Genomic DNA, 17,181 nt, shown 5'->3' with positions numbered 1-17,181 from the left:
ATGAAACGCACACTCGTGGCGATGCTTGCTGCCGCCACCACCCTCACCGCGTCATCCTGCTCGCTGGACTCCACGTCCCAATCCGCCGACACCGACACCGTGAACGTGGTCGTCGGTTACCAATCCAAGACCATCAACACCGTCACCGCAGGAACCCTGTTGAAGGCCAAGGGTTTCCTGGAGAAGCGGCTCGACGACATCACCAAGACCTCCGGCGTGCACTACAACGTGCAGTGGCAGGACTACGACACCGGCGCACCCATCACCGCCCAGATGGTCGCCGAGAAGATCGACATCGGCTCGATGGGTGACTACCCGCTGCTGATCAACGGGTCCAAGACCCAGGCCAACGAGCGGGCCAAGACGGAGCTCGTCTCCGTCACCGGCTACAGCCCGACCGGTTCCCTCAACATGATCGTCGTGCCGCCCGCGTCGACGGCGCGCAGCGTCGACGACCTCAAGGGTCAAAAGGTGTCCGCCAGTGTCGGATCGGCGGGGCACGGCACGCTGGTGCGCGCGCTCGACACGGCGGGCGTCGACCCGAAGACCGGTGTCGAGGTGCTCAACCAACAACCTCAGGTGGGTGCCTCGGCGTTGGAATCCGGTCAGGTGCAGGCACTCTCGCAGTTCGTGGCGTGGCCGGGCCTGCTGGTCTTCCAGAACAAGGCCAAGTTGCTCTACGACGGTGCGGAGGGTGACTATCCCACCTTCCACGGCGTGGTGGTCCGCCGCGACTACGCCGGTCGGCACCCAGAGGTGCTCGACGCCTTCCTGCAGTCGCAACTCGACGCTACCGACTTCCTGAACCAGAACCCGCTGGAGGCAGCCAAGATCGTCGCCGACGGAAGTGGTCTGCCGCAGGAGGTGGTCTACCTCTACAACGGCCCCGGCGGCACCAGCTTCGACAGCACGCTGAAACCCTCACTGGTCCAAGCGCTCAAGGGTGACGTGCCGTACCTGAAGTCCATCGGTGACTTCGCCGACCTCAACGTCGACGGCTTCGTCTCCGACCAGGCGATCCGCAAGGCCTTCTCGGCTCGCGGCCAGGACTACGACGCCGCGCTGAACTCGGCGACCAACCCGTCGCCGCTGAAGGGGCGGGATCCGGTGTGCAACGTCGCGGTGTCCGATCCCAAGCTCGCCGGTGAACTGTGGGTCGACGGCAAGGACGCCACCCAGCCCGCCGCCAACCCCGGCTGCCTGCTGCGCGCCGTTCGTGACGCCACCGCGCACGGCGAGAAGGTCCGCGCCGCCTACGTGTCCGACGCCGAGTTCGGCACCCGATGGTTCGCCGACAAGTCCGTGTGGGTCCGCGACGGGCGCGACTTCCTGCCCTTCGGCACCACCGCCGGCGCCGAGCGCTACACCGGAACCCATCCCGGCGCGTCCGTCGTCGACTACCAGCAGGCGCTGGCGGGTGCGGTGTGACGGCCCCGCCCGCGGTGCTGACCGTCGACGAGCCCGCCGTCGCCGTCGCGGCCACCGCGTCGTCCCGGCGACGGGGGTGGCCCGCCGTGCTGGTGCGCATCGGATCGGTGGCCGCGGTCGTCGCACTCTGGCAGGTGTTGACCGCCAACCACGTACGGCTGTGGCTGCGCTTCGACACCCTGCCCACCGTCACAGAGATCGCGTCGGCGTTCGCGCGCCGCGTGGCCACCGAGGACTACTGGCTCGACCTCGGCCAGTCGCTGATTCGCATCCTCACCGGCTTCGCGCTCGCGGCGGTGGTGGGCGTCGTCACCGGCATCATGCTCGGCCGGTCGCCGAAGGCCGCCAACGTCTTCGGTCCGCTCGTCGAGCTGGCCCGTCCCATCCCCGCCATCGCCATCGTGCCCGTCGCGATCCTGCTGTTCCCCACCGACGAGGCCGGGATCGTCTTCATCACCTTCCTCGCGGCGTACTTCCCCATCATGGTCAGCACCCGCCACGCCGTGCGCGCCCTGCCCACGCTGTGGGAGGACTCGGTGCGCACGCTGGGCGGCAACCGGTGGGACGTCCTCGTCCGAGTCGTGTTGCCGGGCATCCTCCCCGGTGTCTTCGGCGGGCTCTCGGTGGGCATCGGCGTGGCGTGGATCTGCGTCATCTCCGCCGAGATGATCTCCGGCCGCCTCGGCGTCGGGTATCGCACCTGGCAGGCCTACACCGTGTTGGCCTATCCCGAGGTGTTCGTCGGGATCATCACCATCGGTGTGCTGGGCTTCGTCACCTCCGCGGCCGTGGAACTGATCGGCAGACGGGTGACCGGTTGGCTGCCGCGTGGCCAGGGGGCGAACCGATGACCGGCGAGGGGATGAGCCTGACGCTGCGGGACGTGGTCCTGAGCTACGGCGGTGCGCCGGTCGTCGACGGTCTGCACCTCGACGTCCGTCCCGGTGAGATCCTGGTGCTGACCGGCCCGTCGGGCTGCGGCAAGTCGACCGTCCTGCGGGCGCTCGCCGGGCTGCTGACGCCGGATCGAGGGGACCTGCTGGCCGACGGCGCTCCCATCGTCACCACGTCGCGCGACCGGGCGATGGTCTTCCAGGACAACGCGTTATTGCCCTGGCGCACCGTGCAATCCAACGTCGAGCTGGCACTCAAGCTCGCCGGCCGACCGCGCAGCGGCCGTCGTGAGGAGGCCCTGCGCTGGATCGCCGACGTGGGGTTGACCGGCTTCGAACGCTACCTGCCGAAGAGCCTGTCCGGGGGCATGCGGCAGCGGGTCCAGTTGGCCCGTGGGCTGGCGGGGGCGCCCCGGGCGGTCATGATGGACGAGCCCTTCGGCGCCCTGGACACCCAGACCCGCGCGACGATGCAGCGGTTGCTCGTCGACACGTGGCGGGCCCACCCGACGACCGTCGTCTTCGTCACCCACGACGTCGACGAGGCACTTCTCCTTGGCGACCGCATCGCGGTCCTCGGTCGCGCGGGCCGACCGCTGCGTGCGGTGCTCGAGGTGCCGTCGCCCCGCAACCCCGACGTGTCGCGAAGCGCGCTGAGGGCTGAAGCGATTTCCGCACTAGATGATTCGGACTTGGTGAGCTGATGCAGATTCCCCCGATCGACGACGCCATCCAGATGGAGTGTGACGTCCTGGTGATCGGCGGCGGTACCGCCGGCACGATGGCCGCGCTGACCGCCGCCGAGCACGGCGCGCAGGTGCTGCTGATGGAGAAGGCCCACGTTCGGCATTCCGGCGCGTTGGCGATGGGCATGGACGGGGTGAACAACGCGGTCATCCCCGGCAAGGCCACGCCGGAGGACTACGTCGCCGAGATCACCCGCGCCAACGACGGAATCGTCAACCAGCGCACCATCTATCAGACCGCGACCCGCGGGTTCGCGATGGTGCAGCGGCTGGAGCGCTACGGGGTGAAGTTCGAGAAGGACGAGCACGGTGAATACGCGGTGCGCCGCGTGCACCGCTCCGGCTCGTACGTGCTGCCGATGCCGGAGGGCAAGGACGTCAAGAAGGCTCTCTACCGCGTGCTGCGGCAGCGGACGATGCGGGAGAAGATTCGCATCGAGAACCGCTTGGTGCCGGTGCGCGTGCTCACCAGTGACGGCCGCGCCGTGGGGGCCGTCGCGCTGAACAGCCGCACTGGCGACTTCGTCGTGGTGAGGGCGAAGGCCGTCGTCCTCGCGACGGGTCCGTGCGGCCGGCTGGGCCTGCCGGCGTCGGGATATCTATACGGCACCTACGAGAATCCGACCAACGCCGGCGACGGCTACTCCATGGCACTGCACGCCGGCGCGGAGCTCTCTGGCATCGAGTGCTTCCAGATCAACCCGTTGATCAAGGACTACAACGGCCCCGCGTGCGCCTACGTCGCGAATCCCTTTGGCGGCTATCAGGTCAACGCTCTCGGCGAGCGCTTCGTCGACTCCGACTACTGGTCCGGGCAGATGATGGCAGAGGTCAAGAGCGAGATCGAGTCCGCGCGTGGCCCGATCTACCTCAAGGTGAGTCACCTGCCCGACGAGACGCTCAGCACGCTCGAAGGCATCCTGCACACCACCGAGCGGCCCACCCGCGGCACGTTCCACGCCAACCGCGGCCACGACTACCGCACCCACGACGTCGAGATGCACATCTCCGAGATCGGGCTCTGCGGTGGGCATTCGGCGTCGGGCGTCTGGGTGGACGAGAATGCCCGCACCACCGTGCCGGGGCTCTACGCGGCCGGTGACCTGGCCTGCGTTCCGCACAACTACATGATCGGTGCGTTCGTCTACGGAGAACTCGCCGGCGCACACGCGGCGACGACGCTGGCGGACGCCGCCACGCCGGACGTGCTCCCGGCCGACCAGATTGCCGCCGCGCACGAGCTGATCTACCGGCCGCTGCGCCACCCGGACGGGCCACCGCAGCCGCAGGTCGAGTACAAGCTGCGCCGGTTCGTCAACGACTACGTCGCGCCGCCCAAGACGGCGGCGAAGCTGTCGCTGGCGGTGCAGACCTTCGACCGGATGCGCGACGAGGTGGCGGCGATCGGCGCGACGACGCCACACGAGCTGATGCGTGCCGTCGAGGTGTCGTTCATTCGCGACTGTGCCGAGATGGCCGCCAGGTCCTCCCTGACGCGCACCGAATCGCGGTGGGGTCTGTATCACGACCGTAGCGACATCCCCGAGCGCGACGACGTCGGCTGGCGCTATCACCTCAACCTCCGCCTGACTCCCGACGGCGACATGGAGTTCCTCAAGCGGCCCGTCGCACCGTACTTCGTCCCCGTTCCCGGTCTCGACCAATTACCCAGCGGGGAAACCGAATCCGTCGTCGTCGCCCAGCCCGACCTGGTGGGCGGGCAGGCTCCGGCCAGCGCCGTGTCGCGCGTCGTCGACCCCGCCGGCCAGCCCCCGTCTCCGCGGATCGCCGCCGTGCTCGCACTGGACGAGCCCACCCTCGAGGACCTGACGCCGTACCTGGTCGACGACGACCCCGGCGTCCGGCGCACGGCGGTCGACGTGCTCACCGAGCATCTCGCCGACGGCTGGGCGACGGCGTTGGTAGTCGCGTTGGCCGACGCCGACGCCGAGGTCAGGCGGATCGCGGCCGACGGTGCGCGCGAGCTCGTCGAGGTGCTTCCCGAACCCGAGGCATTGGCTGCCGCCCTGGGCTCCGACGATCCCGTGGTGCGCAGCGTCGCGGTGTACGTGCTCAGTGCTCGGCGGGCGGGCGGGGCGGAGCAGTATCGCCGCGCGCTGGCCGACCGGGATCATCGCGTGCGGATCGAGGCGGTCCGGGCGTTGGTGTCGGTCGACGACGCGGGCGGGGTCGCCGCCGCGCGCGGGGATGCCAATCGCGAGGTGCGCATCGCCGTGGCCAACGGTCTGGGCACGCTGCGCACCGGAAGCGACGCCGTGCGGGCGTTGGTGGGGGACTTCGACCCGCTGGTGCGGGCCGCGGCGTTGGCGGCGATGGGGTCGGTCGCGTGGGACGACGGCGACGCGACGGCCGTCGAGGGCGCCCTCGACGCGTCCGCGTGGCAGATCCGGCAGGGTGCGGCCCGGGCGCTGGCTGGCGCGCCGTCCCCGGCCGCCGCGGTGCCCCCGCTGTCGCGCGCACTGACCGATCCCCACCTTGACGTGCGCAAGGCCGCGGTGTTGAGCCTGACCCGGTGGGCGGCCTCCGAGTCGGCTGCGCGCGACGCCCTCGAGGGGGCGTTGGAGGACGGCGACGCCGACGTGCGGGCGTATGCCCGCCAAGCCCTCGCTGCTACCGCAGTGAGTCGATGATCTCGCGCGTCGGGCGGTCGACGACGTCGTCGAAGTCGTGGTGCTTCTTCAGATAGGCGGCGACCATCGGACACAGTGCGACGATGCGCCGTCCGTCGGCCCGGGTCGCGGCGAGTGCGTGGGCGATCAGCACCGTGGCGAGGCCGCGGCCGCCAAAGGCCGGCTCGACCTCGGTGTGCACGAACACCCGGTCGTCGTCGCGTTCCACGAAGCGCGTGAGGCCCACCGGCCGCCCCTCGACCGCCACCGTGAACGTGTCTCCCGTACGGGCGATCACGACCGGTGCGCCGGTGTTGTCCGTCAGGTCACTCATCGCGCCCCCTTGGCTCCGTACGATCGACCCGACCCTAGCTTCCCGACGACAGGCGCGCGATGGACCCGAGACACGTACACGTCGACGAGCAGACGCCCGACGCCTACCACGCGATGGTGACCGTCGCGACCGCCGTCACGAAGGCCGCGCGAGAGGTGGGACTGTCGCGCAGCCTGACCGAATTGGTCAACGTCCGCGTCTCCCAGCTCAACGGCTGCCCGTCCTGTCTGGAGGTGCACCACGCCCGTGCCGCCGCGGCCGGGGTCACCGACAAGCAGCTCGCCTGCCTGTCGGTGTGGCGTGACACCGAGTTGTTCGACGACCGCGAGCGGGCCGCCCTGCGGCTGGCCGAGATCACCACGACGTTGCCCGACCACGACACCGCCGAACGTGAATATGCCCGCGCCCAAGAGGTTCTCACCGACGACGAGCTGTCGGCCGTCATTTGGGTGGCGACTGCCATCAACGCGTTCAACCGGGTGTCTTTTCTCAGCCGCCACCCGGTTCGGCCCTGACCGCACTGTGACCTGGCTCACAAACGGCGTACGATCGGAGCATCTCTCCTGAAAGGAGATGCAGATGAAGGGTGCCTATCGAGATCCCGTCGACCACGCCCGTACCACCCAACCGCATGCCGGTGAGTCGTTCATCGACACCCTGTGGTTGCCCGGTCTGATCCTGATCATGCTCGGCACCGCCACTATCGCCGGGTTCCTGGCGGCGACGGCGTACAACCGGCCGGATTGGCAACTGCCCCTTGGCTTCATCGCCGGGGCCTTGGTCACCGCCGGCGCCGTTCTGATCACGTTGGAGCATCATCGCGTCAAGCGCGTGGAGGAGCGCTGGCTGGCCGACCATCGACCGCCTCGGTAGGTCACCGGGGTGCGCGCGGCCAATTGTCAGGTCGTGCCGAATTGCCTTGCCAGCGGTAGAAACACGACGTCGACGATCTCCACGATGGTCTCCGGCGTCGCCGCCGTCATCGTCATGAACAGTTCGTGCCGCAGCAGGTCCACCGGCAGCACGACGATGCGAGGGGGCGGCATCGTGGCGATCTCGCCGCGGGCGACGGCGCGCTCGAGCACGGTGTCCATCACCGACGGCCCGTCCGGGACGAACCACGCGCGGATCTCGCGTGGCGATCCGCCCGCTTCGTCGTAGAACGCCCCGAGTCGCGCCGCGATCAATCCGATGATGCGCGACCGTCGTTCGTTGAACTCGGTGAGGGTGGCCAGCACGTCGCCGCGCAGCGTGCCGGTGTCCGGGGTGGGAATCGAGTCGATCTCACCGCGGTGGTGGATCACGGCCTTCAGCAGGTCCAGTCGCGACGGCCACCGCCGGTACAGCACCGAGCGGGCCGACGACGAACGCTCGGCCACCGACTCGATGGTGAATCGCTCGTAGCCGCCGTCGAGGAGCTGATCCCACCCCGCGTCCAGGATCGCGATTTCCAGGGCGGCTCCGCGTCTGCGCAGCCCCTGCGCCTTAGAGGACATTTGCGTATCTTATCCCTGCACAGTAGCGTCGATAAGCAACACTCATGTAGCTAAAGCTCGGAGGAATTCCATGACCAGACGCAGCGCCCTCATCTCCGGCGTGAGCATCGCCGGACCCGTACTCGCCTACTGGCTGGCCGACGCCGGGTGGGACGTCACGCTCGTCGAGCGCGCCGAGCGCCTCCGCACCAGCGGCTACCCGGTGGACGTCCGCGGCACGGCGGTCGACGTGATCCGCCGGATGGGTCAACACCGGCAGATCGTCGAGCGGAGCTACCGCCACGTACCGGTCCAGCTGCTCACTCCCGGCGGCCGCCGACTCTGCACCCTGGACTTCGGCAGGCTGCTCAACAGCTCCGAGGCCGGCGACGTGGAGATCACCCGCGGCGCGCTGAGCGAGGTGCTCTTCGCCGCGACGAGCGACCGGGTGACCTACGTCTTCGGCGATTCGATCGAGACCTTGACGCAGACCGACCGCGGGGTCGACGTCACCTTCCGGCACGGCTCGCCTCAGACCGTCGACGTGGTCGTCGGCGCCGACGGCATCCACTCGAACGTCCGTCGCCTCGCCTTCGGCGACGAGTCCCAGTTCGTCCGGCACCTGGGACCGTACGCGGCGATCTGGGACCTGCCGGGCGACATGTTCGCGCCCGGAACGGGTTTCATGTACTCGCACGTCGGCCGCACCGCGATGGTCGAGCGACCGGCCGACGGCAGTCCGGCGCGGGCCTTCATGGCGTTCGTCCACCCGGCGCCCGGCACGGTGGACCGGCACGACACCGGCGCGATCCTCGGCGCCGTGCGCGGCGCCTTCGCCGAAGACCGTTGGCGCACCGGCGACGTCCTCGACACGTTGACCGGCGCCGAGGACCTCTACTTCGACACGGTCAGCCAGGTCCGGATGGACACCTGGAGTTCGGGTCGAGTCGCCCTGGTCGGCGACGCCGCCTACGCGCCCGCGTTCCTGTCCGGGCAGGGCACCAGCATCGCGATCGCCGGCGCCTACGTGCTGGCAAGTGAACTCGTCCGAAGCGACCATCCGGACGCGGCGTTCGCGGCCTACGAACGTCGACTGCGCGCCTACGTGGAGAAGAACCAGAACCTGGCGCTGCGGACCGACTCGTCGGTGATCTCGCGGACGCCCGGCCAGCTGCTTCGCCGCAACGCCAAGCTGGTGACGGTGCCGTGGCTGCAGCGACTGGGGCTCGCGCACCTGCTGCAGACGTCGCTGCGGACGGCCGCCACCGACCTGTCGCTGGCCGAATACGACCTTCGGGTCGCGAGCACGTCGGGCGTCTAGGGGGAATCCCGCAGCCGCAGAGCCAGTCCCGTCGCCCGGACCGCCCTCTTCTCGATCGCCGCCCGCACCTCGTCGGCGGATCCCACCACCCGCACCTTCGACTTGGCTCGGGTCACCGCCGTGTAGAACAGCTCACGGGTCAACAGGCGTGAGTCGACGGGCGGCATCAGCACCGTTACCTCCGCGGCCTGTGAGCCCTGGCTCTTGTGGATCGTCATGGCGTACATGGTCTCCAGGTCGGGCAGCCGGCTGGTGGCAAACGCCCGCGGTTCACCGCCGCCGGCGATCGCGGCCCGCAGCCCGTCCGGCCCGTTCACCGTCACCCCGGTGTCGCCGTTGTAGAGGCTCAGCCCGTAGTCGTTGGCCGTCACCAGCACCGGGCGGCCCGCGTACCAGTCCGACCAGATCGGTTCGCCCGTCGACTCGGTGAGCCACCGCTCGACCTGACGGTTCCAGTGCTGTACGCCGTGGGGTCCGCGGCGATGCGCGCACAGCAGGCGGTGCTCGTCGAGTGTCTCCAGCGCAGCCCGGGCGTCGCCTAGGATCGCAGCCTGGCGCAACGCAAGTGCTTGCGGCAGAAGCACTTTGCGCAGGGCCACGGCCGGATCGTCGTCGACCATCCATTCGACGTGGTCACCGCCGGCCGCGAGCACCGCGATCGCCGTGTCGGCGTCCCCGTCGCGGATCGCCGAGGCCAACGCGCCAATCGATTCACCGAAGCGGTGCGACGTGCGCAGGGCCACCACCGGCGAGCCCGTGCCCGCGCCCAGCCCGTCCACCAGGTCGGCCAGCACGGCCCCGGCGTCGACGGAGGCCAACTGATCCGGGTCGCCGACCAGCAGCAGCCGGGACTGCGGGCGCACGGCCTCCAGCAGCCGGGCCATCATGGTCAGCGACACCATCGACGTCTCGTCGACCACGATGACGTCGTGCGGCAGTCGGTTGCCGCGGTGGTGGCGAAAGCGCGACGAACTGTCGGGGCGGCTGCCCAGCAGGCGGTGCAGCGTGGTGGCCTGCAGCCCGGAGAGCCTCCGCTGGTCGACCAGGTCCAGTACGCCGATCTCCTCGCGGACCGCCTGCTGAAGCCGGGCGGCCGCCTTCCCCGTGGGTGCGGCCAGGGCGATGCGCAACCGCGCTCCCGACGCGGCCTGCCCGGCGAACAGAGCCAGCAGCCGCGCGACCGTGGTCGTCTTGCCGGTGCCCGGACCGCCGGTGAGGACCGTGACCCGTTGGGAGAGAGCAATTTCGGCGGCCTCGCGCTGCTCCTCGTAACCGGCCGGGAAGAGGCGTTCGACGTCGGCAGTCGACGCCCCCGCGCCCCGCGACACCATGGCCCGTAGGTCGTCGGCGACCTGTACCTCCTCCCGCCAATACCGGTCGAGGTAGAGCAGGTGTTCCTGCCGCCGCAGGACGTGCGGCGCCTCCAGCAGCGGGCTGGCCCACACGGCCGCCAGCCAGCCGTCGACCGCCGGCCAGGGCAGGTCGGCGACGTCGACCTGGGATTCGACCGACCGCAGGTCCAGGCACACCGAACCGGCGCGCAGCCCGCGCACCACCAGGGCGAGGGCCAGCGTCACCCGCTCGTCGTCCTCCTTGGCCAAGGCGCTGAGCCGCTGCGCGACCAGCACGTCGGCGGCGTCGATCACCGCGGCCTCGTTGAACACCGCCAGCAGCCCGGTGGCGCCGACGGCGCGCCGCCAGCTCGCGGTGTCGACCGGTTCGACCGACGTCACGAGACCACCGTCCCCGCGTCGAGCAGGGCGGACAGGGCGACGACGAGCGGTGCGGGCGGTTGCCAGTCGAACACCCCCGCCGGATGGCCGTCGGCGACCGGGGTGTCCGCGCCGCACATGCCGCGTACGAACAGGTACAGCACGCCGCCCAGGTGCACGTCGGGCGAGTACCCGGGCTGCCGCCACCGCAGAAAGCGGTGCAGCACAACGCTGTACAGCAGGGCCTGCAGCGGGTAGTCGGAGTGCAACATCGCTTCGACCAGGCGGGCGCGTTCGTAGTCCGCCGACGTCAGCGCACCGTCGCCGTCGCCCAACCAGTTCGACTTGTAGTCGACCACCACGTAGCGGTGGCCGTCGCCCGAGGGGATGCGCAACACCGCGTCGACGGACCCGTTGAGGTACCCGCGCAGCGTCTGGTTGCCCAGGGCGTCGCCGGTCAGCCTGTCGGCGTAGCTCGCCAGCGGGTCGTCGTCGGGGAGGTGCTCGGCGAGCAACCGGCCGACGTCGCGCAGGTGGATCCGAGGCGCCGTGGCGCGCAGGTCACCACCGGCCAGCGGGAATTCGAAGTCCAACTCCCGCAACCGGTCTCGCAGGCCGATCTGACGCAGCGTCAGGTGCGCGGCCAGTGGGCCGAGTGGCGTGTCGTGCATCGGCACCAGCGCCGCCGCGAGGTCGGCCGCGGGCACGTCCACCGGCCACCACACCGAGTGCTCCACGATCTGCGCCTCGAGTTCGGCGGCCAAGTCGGCGGCGAACGGGTCGGCGGTCTCCAGCACCGCGTGCATCAGCGTGCCGAACGTGGCGCCCTTGGGCAGGTCGGCCATCGGCGACGGCAGCGCGGGTCCGGTCGACGGCTGCAGCAGCGGAAGCTCGCCGACCTCGTCGTCGAGGGCGACGACCTCCGGCTCGCTGCTGACGCCCGACGTCTCGGCGGCCCGGATCAACCCGGAGTAGGACGTGCGACGCCACGTCGTGTCGATCGACCGGTGAAAGTGCCTGGCGTCCAGGCCCGTCGGCGTGGGGTCGACGGGCGGCCGCGGTGCCGGCACGAGGACGGACTCCTCGAGGACCGGTCCGCCGACGGCCTCCCACTGACGCAGTCGGGCGAGGGCGTCGTCGTCGGTGATCTTGCTGGGCACGCACCGGTTGGGCACCACCGGTTCACCGGGCTGCCTGCCACGCAGCAGTCGCGACAGTCCGCCGTTGGGCTCGTCGTTGGCGGGTGCCCACCACGCGACCACCTGGGACTGCGCCCGGGTCATCGCGACGTAGGTCAGCCGGCTGTCGTCACCGGCGGCCTCCTCGCGGCCCAGCCGCTCGACCTCGCGGTAGTCGGGGCTCTCCTTGCCGCCGATGTGCAGGCAGCGGGTGGGCCCGTCGTGGAACAGGATCAGGTCGCGTTCCGGCACCCAGCGGTTGAACGCGAACGGCAGGTACACGATCGGATACTGCAGTCCCTTGCTCACCCACACCGTCATGATCTGCACGGCCGCGGCGTCGCTGTCGAGCCGACGGTTGCGCTCGGCCGTCCCGCCGCGGTCGTCGCGCTCGGTGCGCAACCAGTCGCGCAGGGCGGGCAGCGAGTGGTGCTCGCGATGGGCGACGTCCTGCAGCAGCTGTGTCATGTGTGCCAGGTCGGTCATGTGCCGTTCACCGTCACGCCAGGACAGCACGCGCTCGAGCATGCCGCGCAGTTGGGCGGCTTCGAAGATCGCCGCGACCCCGCGCTCGCGAGCGTGTCCGGCCCACTCCCGCAACGTCTCCGCGATCTCGTCGGTCAGCTCGTCGCCGCCGCTGACCAGGTCTTCGGCGGTCTTGCCGAAGAACATCGTCGCCGCCGCGGCGCGCACCACACCGGCGCGGTGCGGCTGGTCGAAGGCCTCCAGCAGCGACAGCCAGTCGTCGGCGGCTTGCGAGGCGAAGATGTCCGAGTCTCCGGTGTACACCGCCGGCACCCCCGCCCGGCCCAGCGCGAGCTGGCACACCCGGGCATCCTTGTGCGTCTCGACGATGATGGCGACGTCACCGGCCTGGACCGGCCGGCCGTCGAACGTCGCGCCGCTGGCGAGCAGGGCGCCGATGTCGTTCGCGAGATCCCTGCCGATGTGCTGACGCAGGTCGTTGATCGACACGTTCTGAGTTCCGCGGCGGCCGAACGTACTTCGTTGCACCACCCGCAGCCGGAACGGTTCGGCGTTGGGCGCCCCGACCAGTCGGCACCCCTGGTTGGCGGCGTCGACGTCGTGCACGACGATCGCGGGGTCACCGAGTTCGGCGCCCCGCAACACCACCTGCAACCGGTCGACCAGTGCACTGTCGCTGCGCCAGTTGGTGCCGAGGGTCTTCTTGGCGCCGGCGGTCTCGGCGGCACTGAGATAGGTCACGATGTCGCCGCCGCGGAAGGCGTAGATCGCCTGCTTGGGATCACCGATGAGGATGACGGTCGACCGACCGCTGAAGGCGCGGTCGATCACCTGCCACTGCACGGGGTCGGTGTCCTGGAATTCGTCGACCATCACGATGGGCCACCGCCGGTGCATGCGGAGCCGCGCGGGGGAGTCCTCGGCGTCGAGGGCCTGCGCGAGGCGGGTGAGCAGATCGTCGTAGCCAAGGACGCCCTGGCGGCGTTTGCGCGTCTCCAGTTCGGCCAGAACGTGATTGGCGAAGGCGACGCACACGGCGGCCCGGGATTCCGGTGCCGGGTCCAGTGGGCGCAACTCGGTCGCCGGGTCGTTCACCACTTCGCGCGCAAGCTTCAGCGCGTCGGGGTAGCTCAGCGCGGGGTCGTCGCGCTGCTGCCCGAAGTGGGCCAGGTAGAGGTCGTCGACGACCTCGGTGACCAGGTCGGTCAGGCTCTCCACCAGCGTCACCCGGGAGTCGGAGTCACCTGCGACGCCCAGCGACTTGAGCACCAGTTGGCAGAACTGGTGGGTGGTGGCGATCGTCGCGGCGTCGAAGTCGGCCAACGCGTCGCGCAGGCGCTGTCTGCGGGCCGCGCGCTCGGGCTCGGTGCCCGTCAGCAGGTGGGTGACCAGTTCGTTCTGACCGACGGCCGACGGGTCGTCGAATGCCTTTGCCGCATCGGTGATCTGGCGGCGGACGCGATCGCGGAGCTCCTGGCTGGCCGCCCGCCCGAACGTGATCAGCAGCATCTGGTCGAGCGTTGCCACCCCCTCCGCGACGTAGCGCGTCACCAGCCCGGCGAGGGCGAACGTCTTGCCCGTTCCCGCGCTGGCCTCGAGCACGGTGGTGGAGGCGGCGGCGGGCAGCTCGCCCAGCAGGTCGAAACGGTCCATCAGATGGTCACTTCCGCGCGCAGCATCGGCAGCCAGAGCCTGGCCGCGTAGGCGCCGAGCCGGTGCGTCTCGCCGTCGACCTCTTCACCGGGACGCAGGGGCTGCATCAGTGCGGACAGCCAGGTGTTCTGCCCCCAGGCCCGGACCTGGGCGGGATCCTGGTCCTCACCGGGATAGTTGCCCGACTTCCACCTGAACGACGCCTCCCGCTCGGGGTCGCCGCCCTCGTGGCGGGCCGCCGCCCACGCGTAGGACGTCTTGACGGGCAGGGGCAGCGGCTCACGGCGGCCGGCGTCGTAGATCTTCACCAGATCGCCGAGGATGTCCGCGGCGGGCTGTCGGGGTTGTGCGAGGGCCCGTTCGCTGGGCCGGGTCCCACGTCGGGCCCGCCCGATGCAGATTGCGGACCAGTCCCGGTCGGGGTGCTGAGCGTACAAAGCCAACAACGGAATCCAGGACGCCAGCAGGTGCTTGCCGTCGAGCTTGGAGTAGGTGACCGAGACCAGCCGGTCGTCGAACACCGGCGACACGGTGCCCGTCAGCCGGCGTCCGGACCCCAGGTCGACGTCCACGTCGTAGGCGTCGGCGTCGGGCTTGCGGTACGCCAGGGCGGTGGCGGCCAGCATGGTTGCCTGCTCGCGCAGTTCACCGGCCTTGCGCCAGCCGAGTTGCCCCGGCGGAAGGGTGCCGCGGCGCCACTCGGCCTGGCGCGCGTCGTCGGGGCTCATGCCGCGCAGCATGTCGGTGAGCATCCGATCGCCGACCGCCCATTGCTCGAGGGCGTCGATGTCGACCGAGATCTCGTCGGCCACGCCGTCGACGTCCCACGGCAGCGTGTACTCCAGCGCCCGGAAGAACCCCTTCACGGGATCCTTGAAGAAGCCGACCAGGTCGGCCAGGCCGACGTCGTCGTGTGGCTGGGCGGGCAGCGGGCCGGAGACGAACTTGGGCTGTTCGCGGCGCTCGCTGGTGCTGGCCCGGGCGGCCGCGAGCACCGTCGAGTCGAACGTGAACGGCGCGCCGGGCACCAGCGCGCCGGGGACTACGTTGCGAATGTCGAAGGGCTGCAACGGGTGATGGACCACGACCCGGTCGCGGACGGGCTGCGGCGTCGTGGCGTCCAGGGCGTCGAGCAACTCGGCCAGCGGCACCGCCGGCGGCCGGGGCTGCCCGGAGTTGGCGTTGGCGCCGGTGTAGGTGACGACCAACTTCTCGGTGGCCGCGCCGATGGCGTCGAGGAGCAGTTGCCGGTCCTCGGATCTGGTGTCGCGTTCCCCGGTCAGCGGAGTGCGGGCCAGCACGTCGTCTCCGTCGGTGACGCCTTGGCGGGGGAACGTGCCGTCGTCGAGACCGACGAGGCAGACCACCCGGTGCGGCACCGAACGCATCGGGACCATCGTGCACACCGTCAGCGTGCCGGTGCGGAAGTTGGCGCGCGTCGGCCGTCCCGCCAGGTGGCGTTCCAACAGCGCCTTGACGTCGGGCAGGCGCATCACGGTGTGGGCCCGCGGCCCGGCGTCGTCGAGCACCCGACCGAACTCGCGTTGCATCTGACTGGTCTGCCACGCGTCGGCGTCGTCCACGCGGGTGGTCGTCTCGATGCCCTCGGTGAGCGCATGCAGCCAGTGCTCGAGCGGATGGTCGCCGGTGAGCGCCTCGACGGTGCGCTGCAACCGGTCGACGAACTCGGCGAGCTGACCGGCGAGTTCCACCCGGTTGCTGCCGACGTCGTCCAGCGGCAGGGTGGCGCCGACCCACGCGTGGGCGTCGTCGGACATGGCCACGCCGGCGAGCACCCTGTCGACGCCGAAACGCCAGGTGTTGTGCACGAAGTCGACGCCGTAGGGCTGACGGTGCTCCTGGTCGAAGCCCCAGCGGACGTTCGCCTGCCGCACCCAGCGGGTGATGTCCTCGAGGTTGTCGTCGGTGAAGCCGAAGCGGGCCCGCACCGGGGCGGACTGCGCGAGGTTGAGCACTTCGCTGGCGGTCACCCGGCTGCCGGCCAACGCGAGCAGTTGGGACGCCACGCCCAGCAGCGGATTGGTCTGCACCAGTGAACGATCCGCGAGTCGCATCCGCAGCTGATGGGCCGGGTGGGCGCCGCGCAGCACGTCGCCAAGGCCGAAGTCGGCGTTGATCAGCGGCGCGTAGGCCTCCACGTCGGGGCACATCACCAGGATGTCGCGGGGCTCGAGCGTCGGGTCGTCGGCGAGGAGGCCGAGGAGCACCTCGCGCAAGACGTCCACCTGCCGGGCCTGGCCGTGGCAGGCGTGCACCTGCACGGAACGGTCGGCCGTCGTCACGGTACGTCCCTGCGCGCGAACGGAATTGGCGGCAATGTCGGATTGCAGCCACCCCAGCAGCGTGTCGGGGTGCTCCCGGCCGCCCAGATGCTCGTCGGTCCGAAGGTCGGTGGGCAGGCTGAGCTGCAGCTCGCGCAGATCCCTGCCGAGCGTGGCGAGCAGCGGATGGTGAACGGCGCGGTGGCTGGTGTCGTCGCGGCGGGGGACCGGACCGCGCGCACCGGACAGGGCTCGCCACAGGTCGTCGCTGGGGTGGGGCAGCCACAGGTGCACGTCGTGGTGGGTCGCCAGTGCGTCGACGAGCTCGATCTCGGTGATCGGCAACCTGGTATGGCCGAACAGCGACAGCCGCGGGGGCAGGTCGGAGGCCGACGAGCGCAGGCGCGCAACGGTTTCGCGATGGCGGACGTGCGGCGGGTCGGCGTCGACGCGGGCGACCAAGGCCTGCCACAGCGGGGGTTGCCACCGCAGGTCGGCGTCGAGGTCGACGGTGCCGTCGCGCCAGTCGGCGAGCAGCTGAGGGCGTTGTCTGGCATACGACGCGAAGAGCCCCGCGATCCGGCGGGCCACCGCGTAGCGCCTGCCCTGCCGCAGCTCCCGCTCCTCGCCGGTGGCGAAGTGCCCGAGGTGCGTCGCGAGCGTCCGGCACCAGGGCTGGTCGAGGCTCTCGTCGACGACCTGGAGCAGCGGCCACACCATGGCGTCCGGCGACCACGGATCGTGCTCGGTGGTGCCCGTGATCTCCGCGATGAGCGAATGCGGGTTCCGGAACTCGACCCCCGCGCACACGCCGTCGGCACCCGCGCCGCGGCCCAGGACGTGGGACAGGCGCTGGCTCAGCCACCGTTCGACGCCGCGGGCGGGCACCAGCACCAACTCCGTCGCGAACGGATCGTCGAGGGGTTGGCTGAGAAGGGCGCCCAGACCGTCGGCGAGGAGGTCGGTCCGCTCGGCACGGTGAAGGTGAAGCGACATTTGACGCCAGCCTAGGGGGCGCCGCCGACAGAGGTCGCGGGAATTCC

12 protein-coding genes are annotated in these 17,181 nt (G+C 70.4%); 7 read left to right on the top strand and 5 right to left on the bottom strand.

The features are described from left to right. Genes H7J06_RS27470 through H7J06_RS27455 form a run of 4 tightly spaced genes read left to right on the top strand, consistent with a single transcriptional unit; the run spans position 1 to position 5,718 of the window. Positions 1-1,428, top strand: a complete 1,428-nt coding sequence (locus tag H7J06_RS27470; protein WP_264042576.1) for an ABC transporter substrate-binding protein — start codon at positions 1-3, stop codon at positions 1,426-1,428. Beyond that, on the top strand, positions 1,425-2,279 hold the full coding sequence (locus tag H7J06_RS27465) for an ABC transporter permease (protein ID WP_372515419.1): 855 nt from the start codon (positions 1,425-1,427) through the stop codon (positions 2,277-2,279). The genes H7J06_RS27470 and H7J06_RS27465 overlap by 4 nt, the downstream gene beginning before the upstream one ends. After that, positions 2,276-3,025: an ABC transporter ATP-binding protein gene (locus tag H7J06_RS27460; RefSeq protein ID WP_264042575.1), complete on the top strand. Its 750-nt coding sequence runs from the start codon at positions 2,276-2,278 to the stop codon at positions 3,023-3,025. Before H7J06_RS27465 ends, H7J06_RS27460 begins: the two co-directional genes overlap by 4 nt. Then, complete coding sequence (locus H7J06_RS27455; protein WP_264042574.1) at positions 3,025-5,718, top strand: fumarate reductase/succinate dehydrogenase flavoprotein subunit; 2,694 nt, start codon at positions 3,025-3,027, stop codon at positions 5,716-5,718. The genes H7J06_RS27460 and H7J06_RS27455 overlap by 1 nt, the downstream gene beginning before the upstream one ends. Here the strand turns inward: H7J06_RS27455 and H7J06_RS27450 are convergent. After that, entirely contained in the window at positions 5,699-6,031 is a 333-nt protein-coding gene (locus tag H7J06_RS27450; protein ID WP_264042573.1) for a GNAT family N-acetyltransferase, read from the bottom strand. The two genes, H7J06_RS27455 and H7J06_RS27450, sit on opposite strands and share 20 nt — an antisense overlap. Positions 6,032-6,090: 59 nt before the next feature. Here H7J06_RS27450 and H7J06_RS27445 point away from each other — a divergent pair, with 59 nt between their 5' ends. Beyond that, the gene (locus H7J06_RS27445) at positions 6,091-6,546 is read left to right on the top strand and encodes a carboxymuconolactone decarboxylase family protein (RefSeq protein WP_264042572.1); all 456 of its coding nucleotides are present in this window, start codon (positions 6,091-6,093) and stop codon (positions 6,544-6,546) included. A 64-nt stretch (positions 6,547-6,610) separates the two neighbouring features. Then, positions 6,611-6,904 carry a protein UsfY gene (gene usfY / locus H7J06_RS27440; protein WP_264042571.1) on the top strand — a complete coding sequence of 98 codons (294 nt, stop codon included), beginning with the start codon at positions 6,611-6,613 and terminating at the stop codon, positions 6,902-6,904. A gap of 26 nt (positions 6,905-6,930) precedes the next feature. Here usfY and H7J06_RS27435 read toward each other — a convergent pair whose 3' ends face one another. Next, positions 6,931-7,527 carry a TetR/AcrR family transcriptional regulator gene (locus H7J06_RS27435; RefSeq protein ID WP_264042570.1) on the bottom strand — a complete coding sequence of 199 codons (597 nt, stop codon included), beginning with the start codon at positions 7,525-7,527 and terminating at the stop codon, positions 6,931-6,933. 70 nt (positions 7,528-7,597) lie between these two features. Here H7J06_RS27435 and H7J06_RS27430 point away from each other — a divergent pair, with 70 nt between their 5' ends. Beyond that, positions 7,598-8,827 (top strand): FAD-dependent monooxygenase, encoded by a 1,230-nt coding sequence (locus tag H7J06_RS27430; protein ID WP_264042569.1) that lies wholly within the window; start codon positions 7,598-7,600, stop codon positions 8,825-8,827. Here H7J06_RS27430 and recD read toward each other — a convergent pair. Genes recD through recC form a run of 3 tightly spaced genes read right to left on the bottom strand, consistent with a single transcriptional unit; the run spans position 8,824 to position 17,134 of the window. Then, positions 8,824-10,500 carry an exodeoxyribonuclease V subunit alpha gene (gene recD, locus H7J06_RS27425; protein WP_264042659.1) on the bottom strand — a complete coding sequence of 559 codons (1,677 nt, stop codon included), beginning with the start codon at positions 10,498-10,500 and terminating at the stop codon, positions 8,824-8,826. The genes H7J06_RS27430 and recD overlap by 4 nt on opposite strands. Positions 10,501-10,556: 56 nt before the next feature. After that, on the bottom strand, positions 10,557-13,856 hold the full coding sequence (recB, locus tag H7J06_RS27420) for an exodeoxyribonuclease V subunit beta (protein ID WP_264042568.1): 3,300 nt from the start codon (positions 13,854-13,856) through the stop codon (positions 10,557-10,559). Further along, on the bottom strand, positions 13,856-17,134 hold the full coding sequence (gene recC / locus H7J06_RS27415; RefSeq protein ID WP_264042567.1) for an exodeoxyribonuclease V subunit gamma: 3,279 nt from the start codon (positions 17,132-17,134) through the stop codon (positions 13,856-13,858). Before recC ends, recB begins: the two co-directional genes overlap by 1 nt. Between the last annotated feature and the right edge of the window lie 47 nt (positions 17,135-17,181).

The organism is Mycolicibacterium hodleri (genome assembly GCF_025822245.1).
Taxonomy (GTDB): Bacteria; Actinomycetota; Actinomycetes; order Mycobacteriales; family Mycobacteriaceae; genus Mycobacterium; species Mycobacterium hodleri.
Note: the sequence above shows the minus strand (reverse complement) of the source record. Positions and strands in the feature narration are given on the sequence as shown.

What these genes read in the sequence shown, in the direction of transcription:
- H7J06_RS27455 (WP_264042574.1), top strand. Translation starts at nt 3,025, where the DNA reads ATGCAGATTCCCCCGATCGACGACGCCATCCAGATGGAGTGTGACGTC.
- H7J06_RS27430 (WP_264042569.1), top strand. Translation starts at nt 7,598, where the DNA reads ATGACCAGACGCAGCGCCCTCATCTCCGGCGTGAGCATCGCCGGACCC.
- usfY (WP_264042571.1), top strand. Translation starts at nt 6,611, where the DNA reads ATGAAGGGTGCCTATCGAGATCCCGTCGACCACGCCCGTACCACCCAA.
- H7J06_RS27460 (WP_264042575.1), top strand. Translation starts at nt 2,276, where the DNA reads ATGACCGGCGAGGGGATGAGCCTGACGCTGCGGGACGTGGTCCTGAGC.
- H7J06_RS27450 (WP_264042573.1), bottom strand. Translation starts at nt 6,031, where the DNA reads ATGAGTGACCTGACGGACAACACCGGCGCACCGGTCGTGATCGCCCGT.
- H7J06_RS27435 (WP_264042570.1), bottom strand. Translation starts at nt 7,527, where the DNA reads ATGTCCTCTAAGGCGCAGGGGCTGCGCAGACGCGGAGCCGCCCTGGAA.
- recB (WP_264042568.1), bottom strand. Translation starts at nt 13,856, where the DNA reads ATGGACCGTTTCGACCTGCTGGGCGAGCTGCCCGCCGCCGCCTCCACC.
- H7J06_RS27470 (WP_264042576.1), top strand. Translation starts at nt 1, where the DNA reads ATGAAACGCACACTCGTGGCGATGCTTGCTGCCGCCACCACCCTCACC.
- H7J06_RS27445 (WP_264042572.1), top strand. Translation starts at nt 6,091, where the DNA reads ATGGACCCGAGACACGTACACGTCGACGAGCAGACGCCCGACGCCTAC.
- recC (WP_264042567.1), bottom strand. Translation starts at nt 17,134, where the DNA reads ATGTCGCTTCACCTTCACCGTGCCGAGCGGACCGACCTCCTCGCCGAC.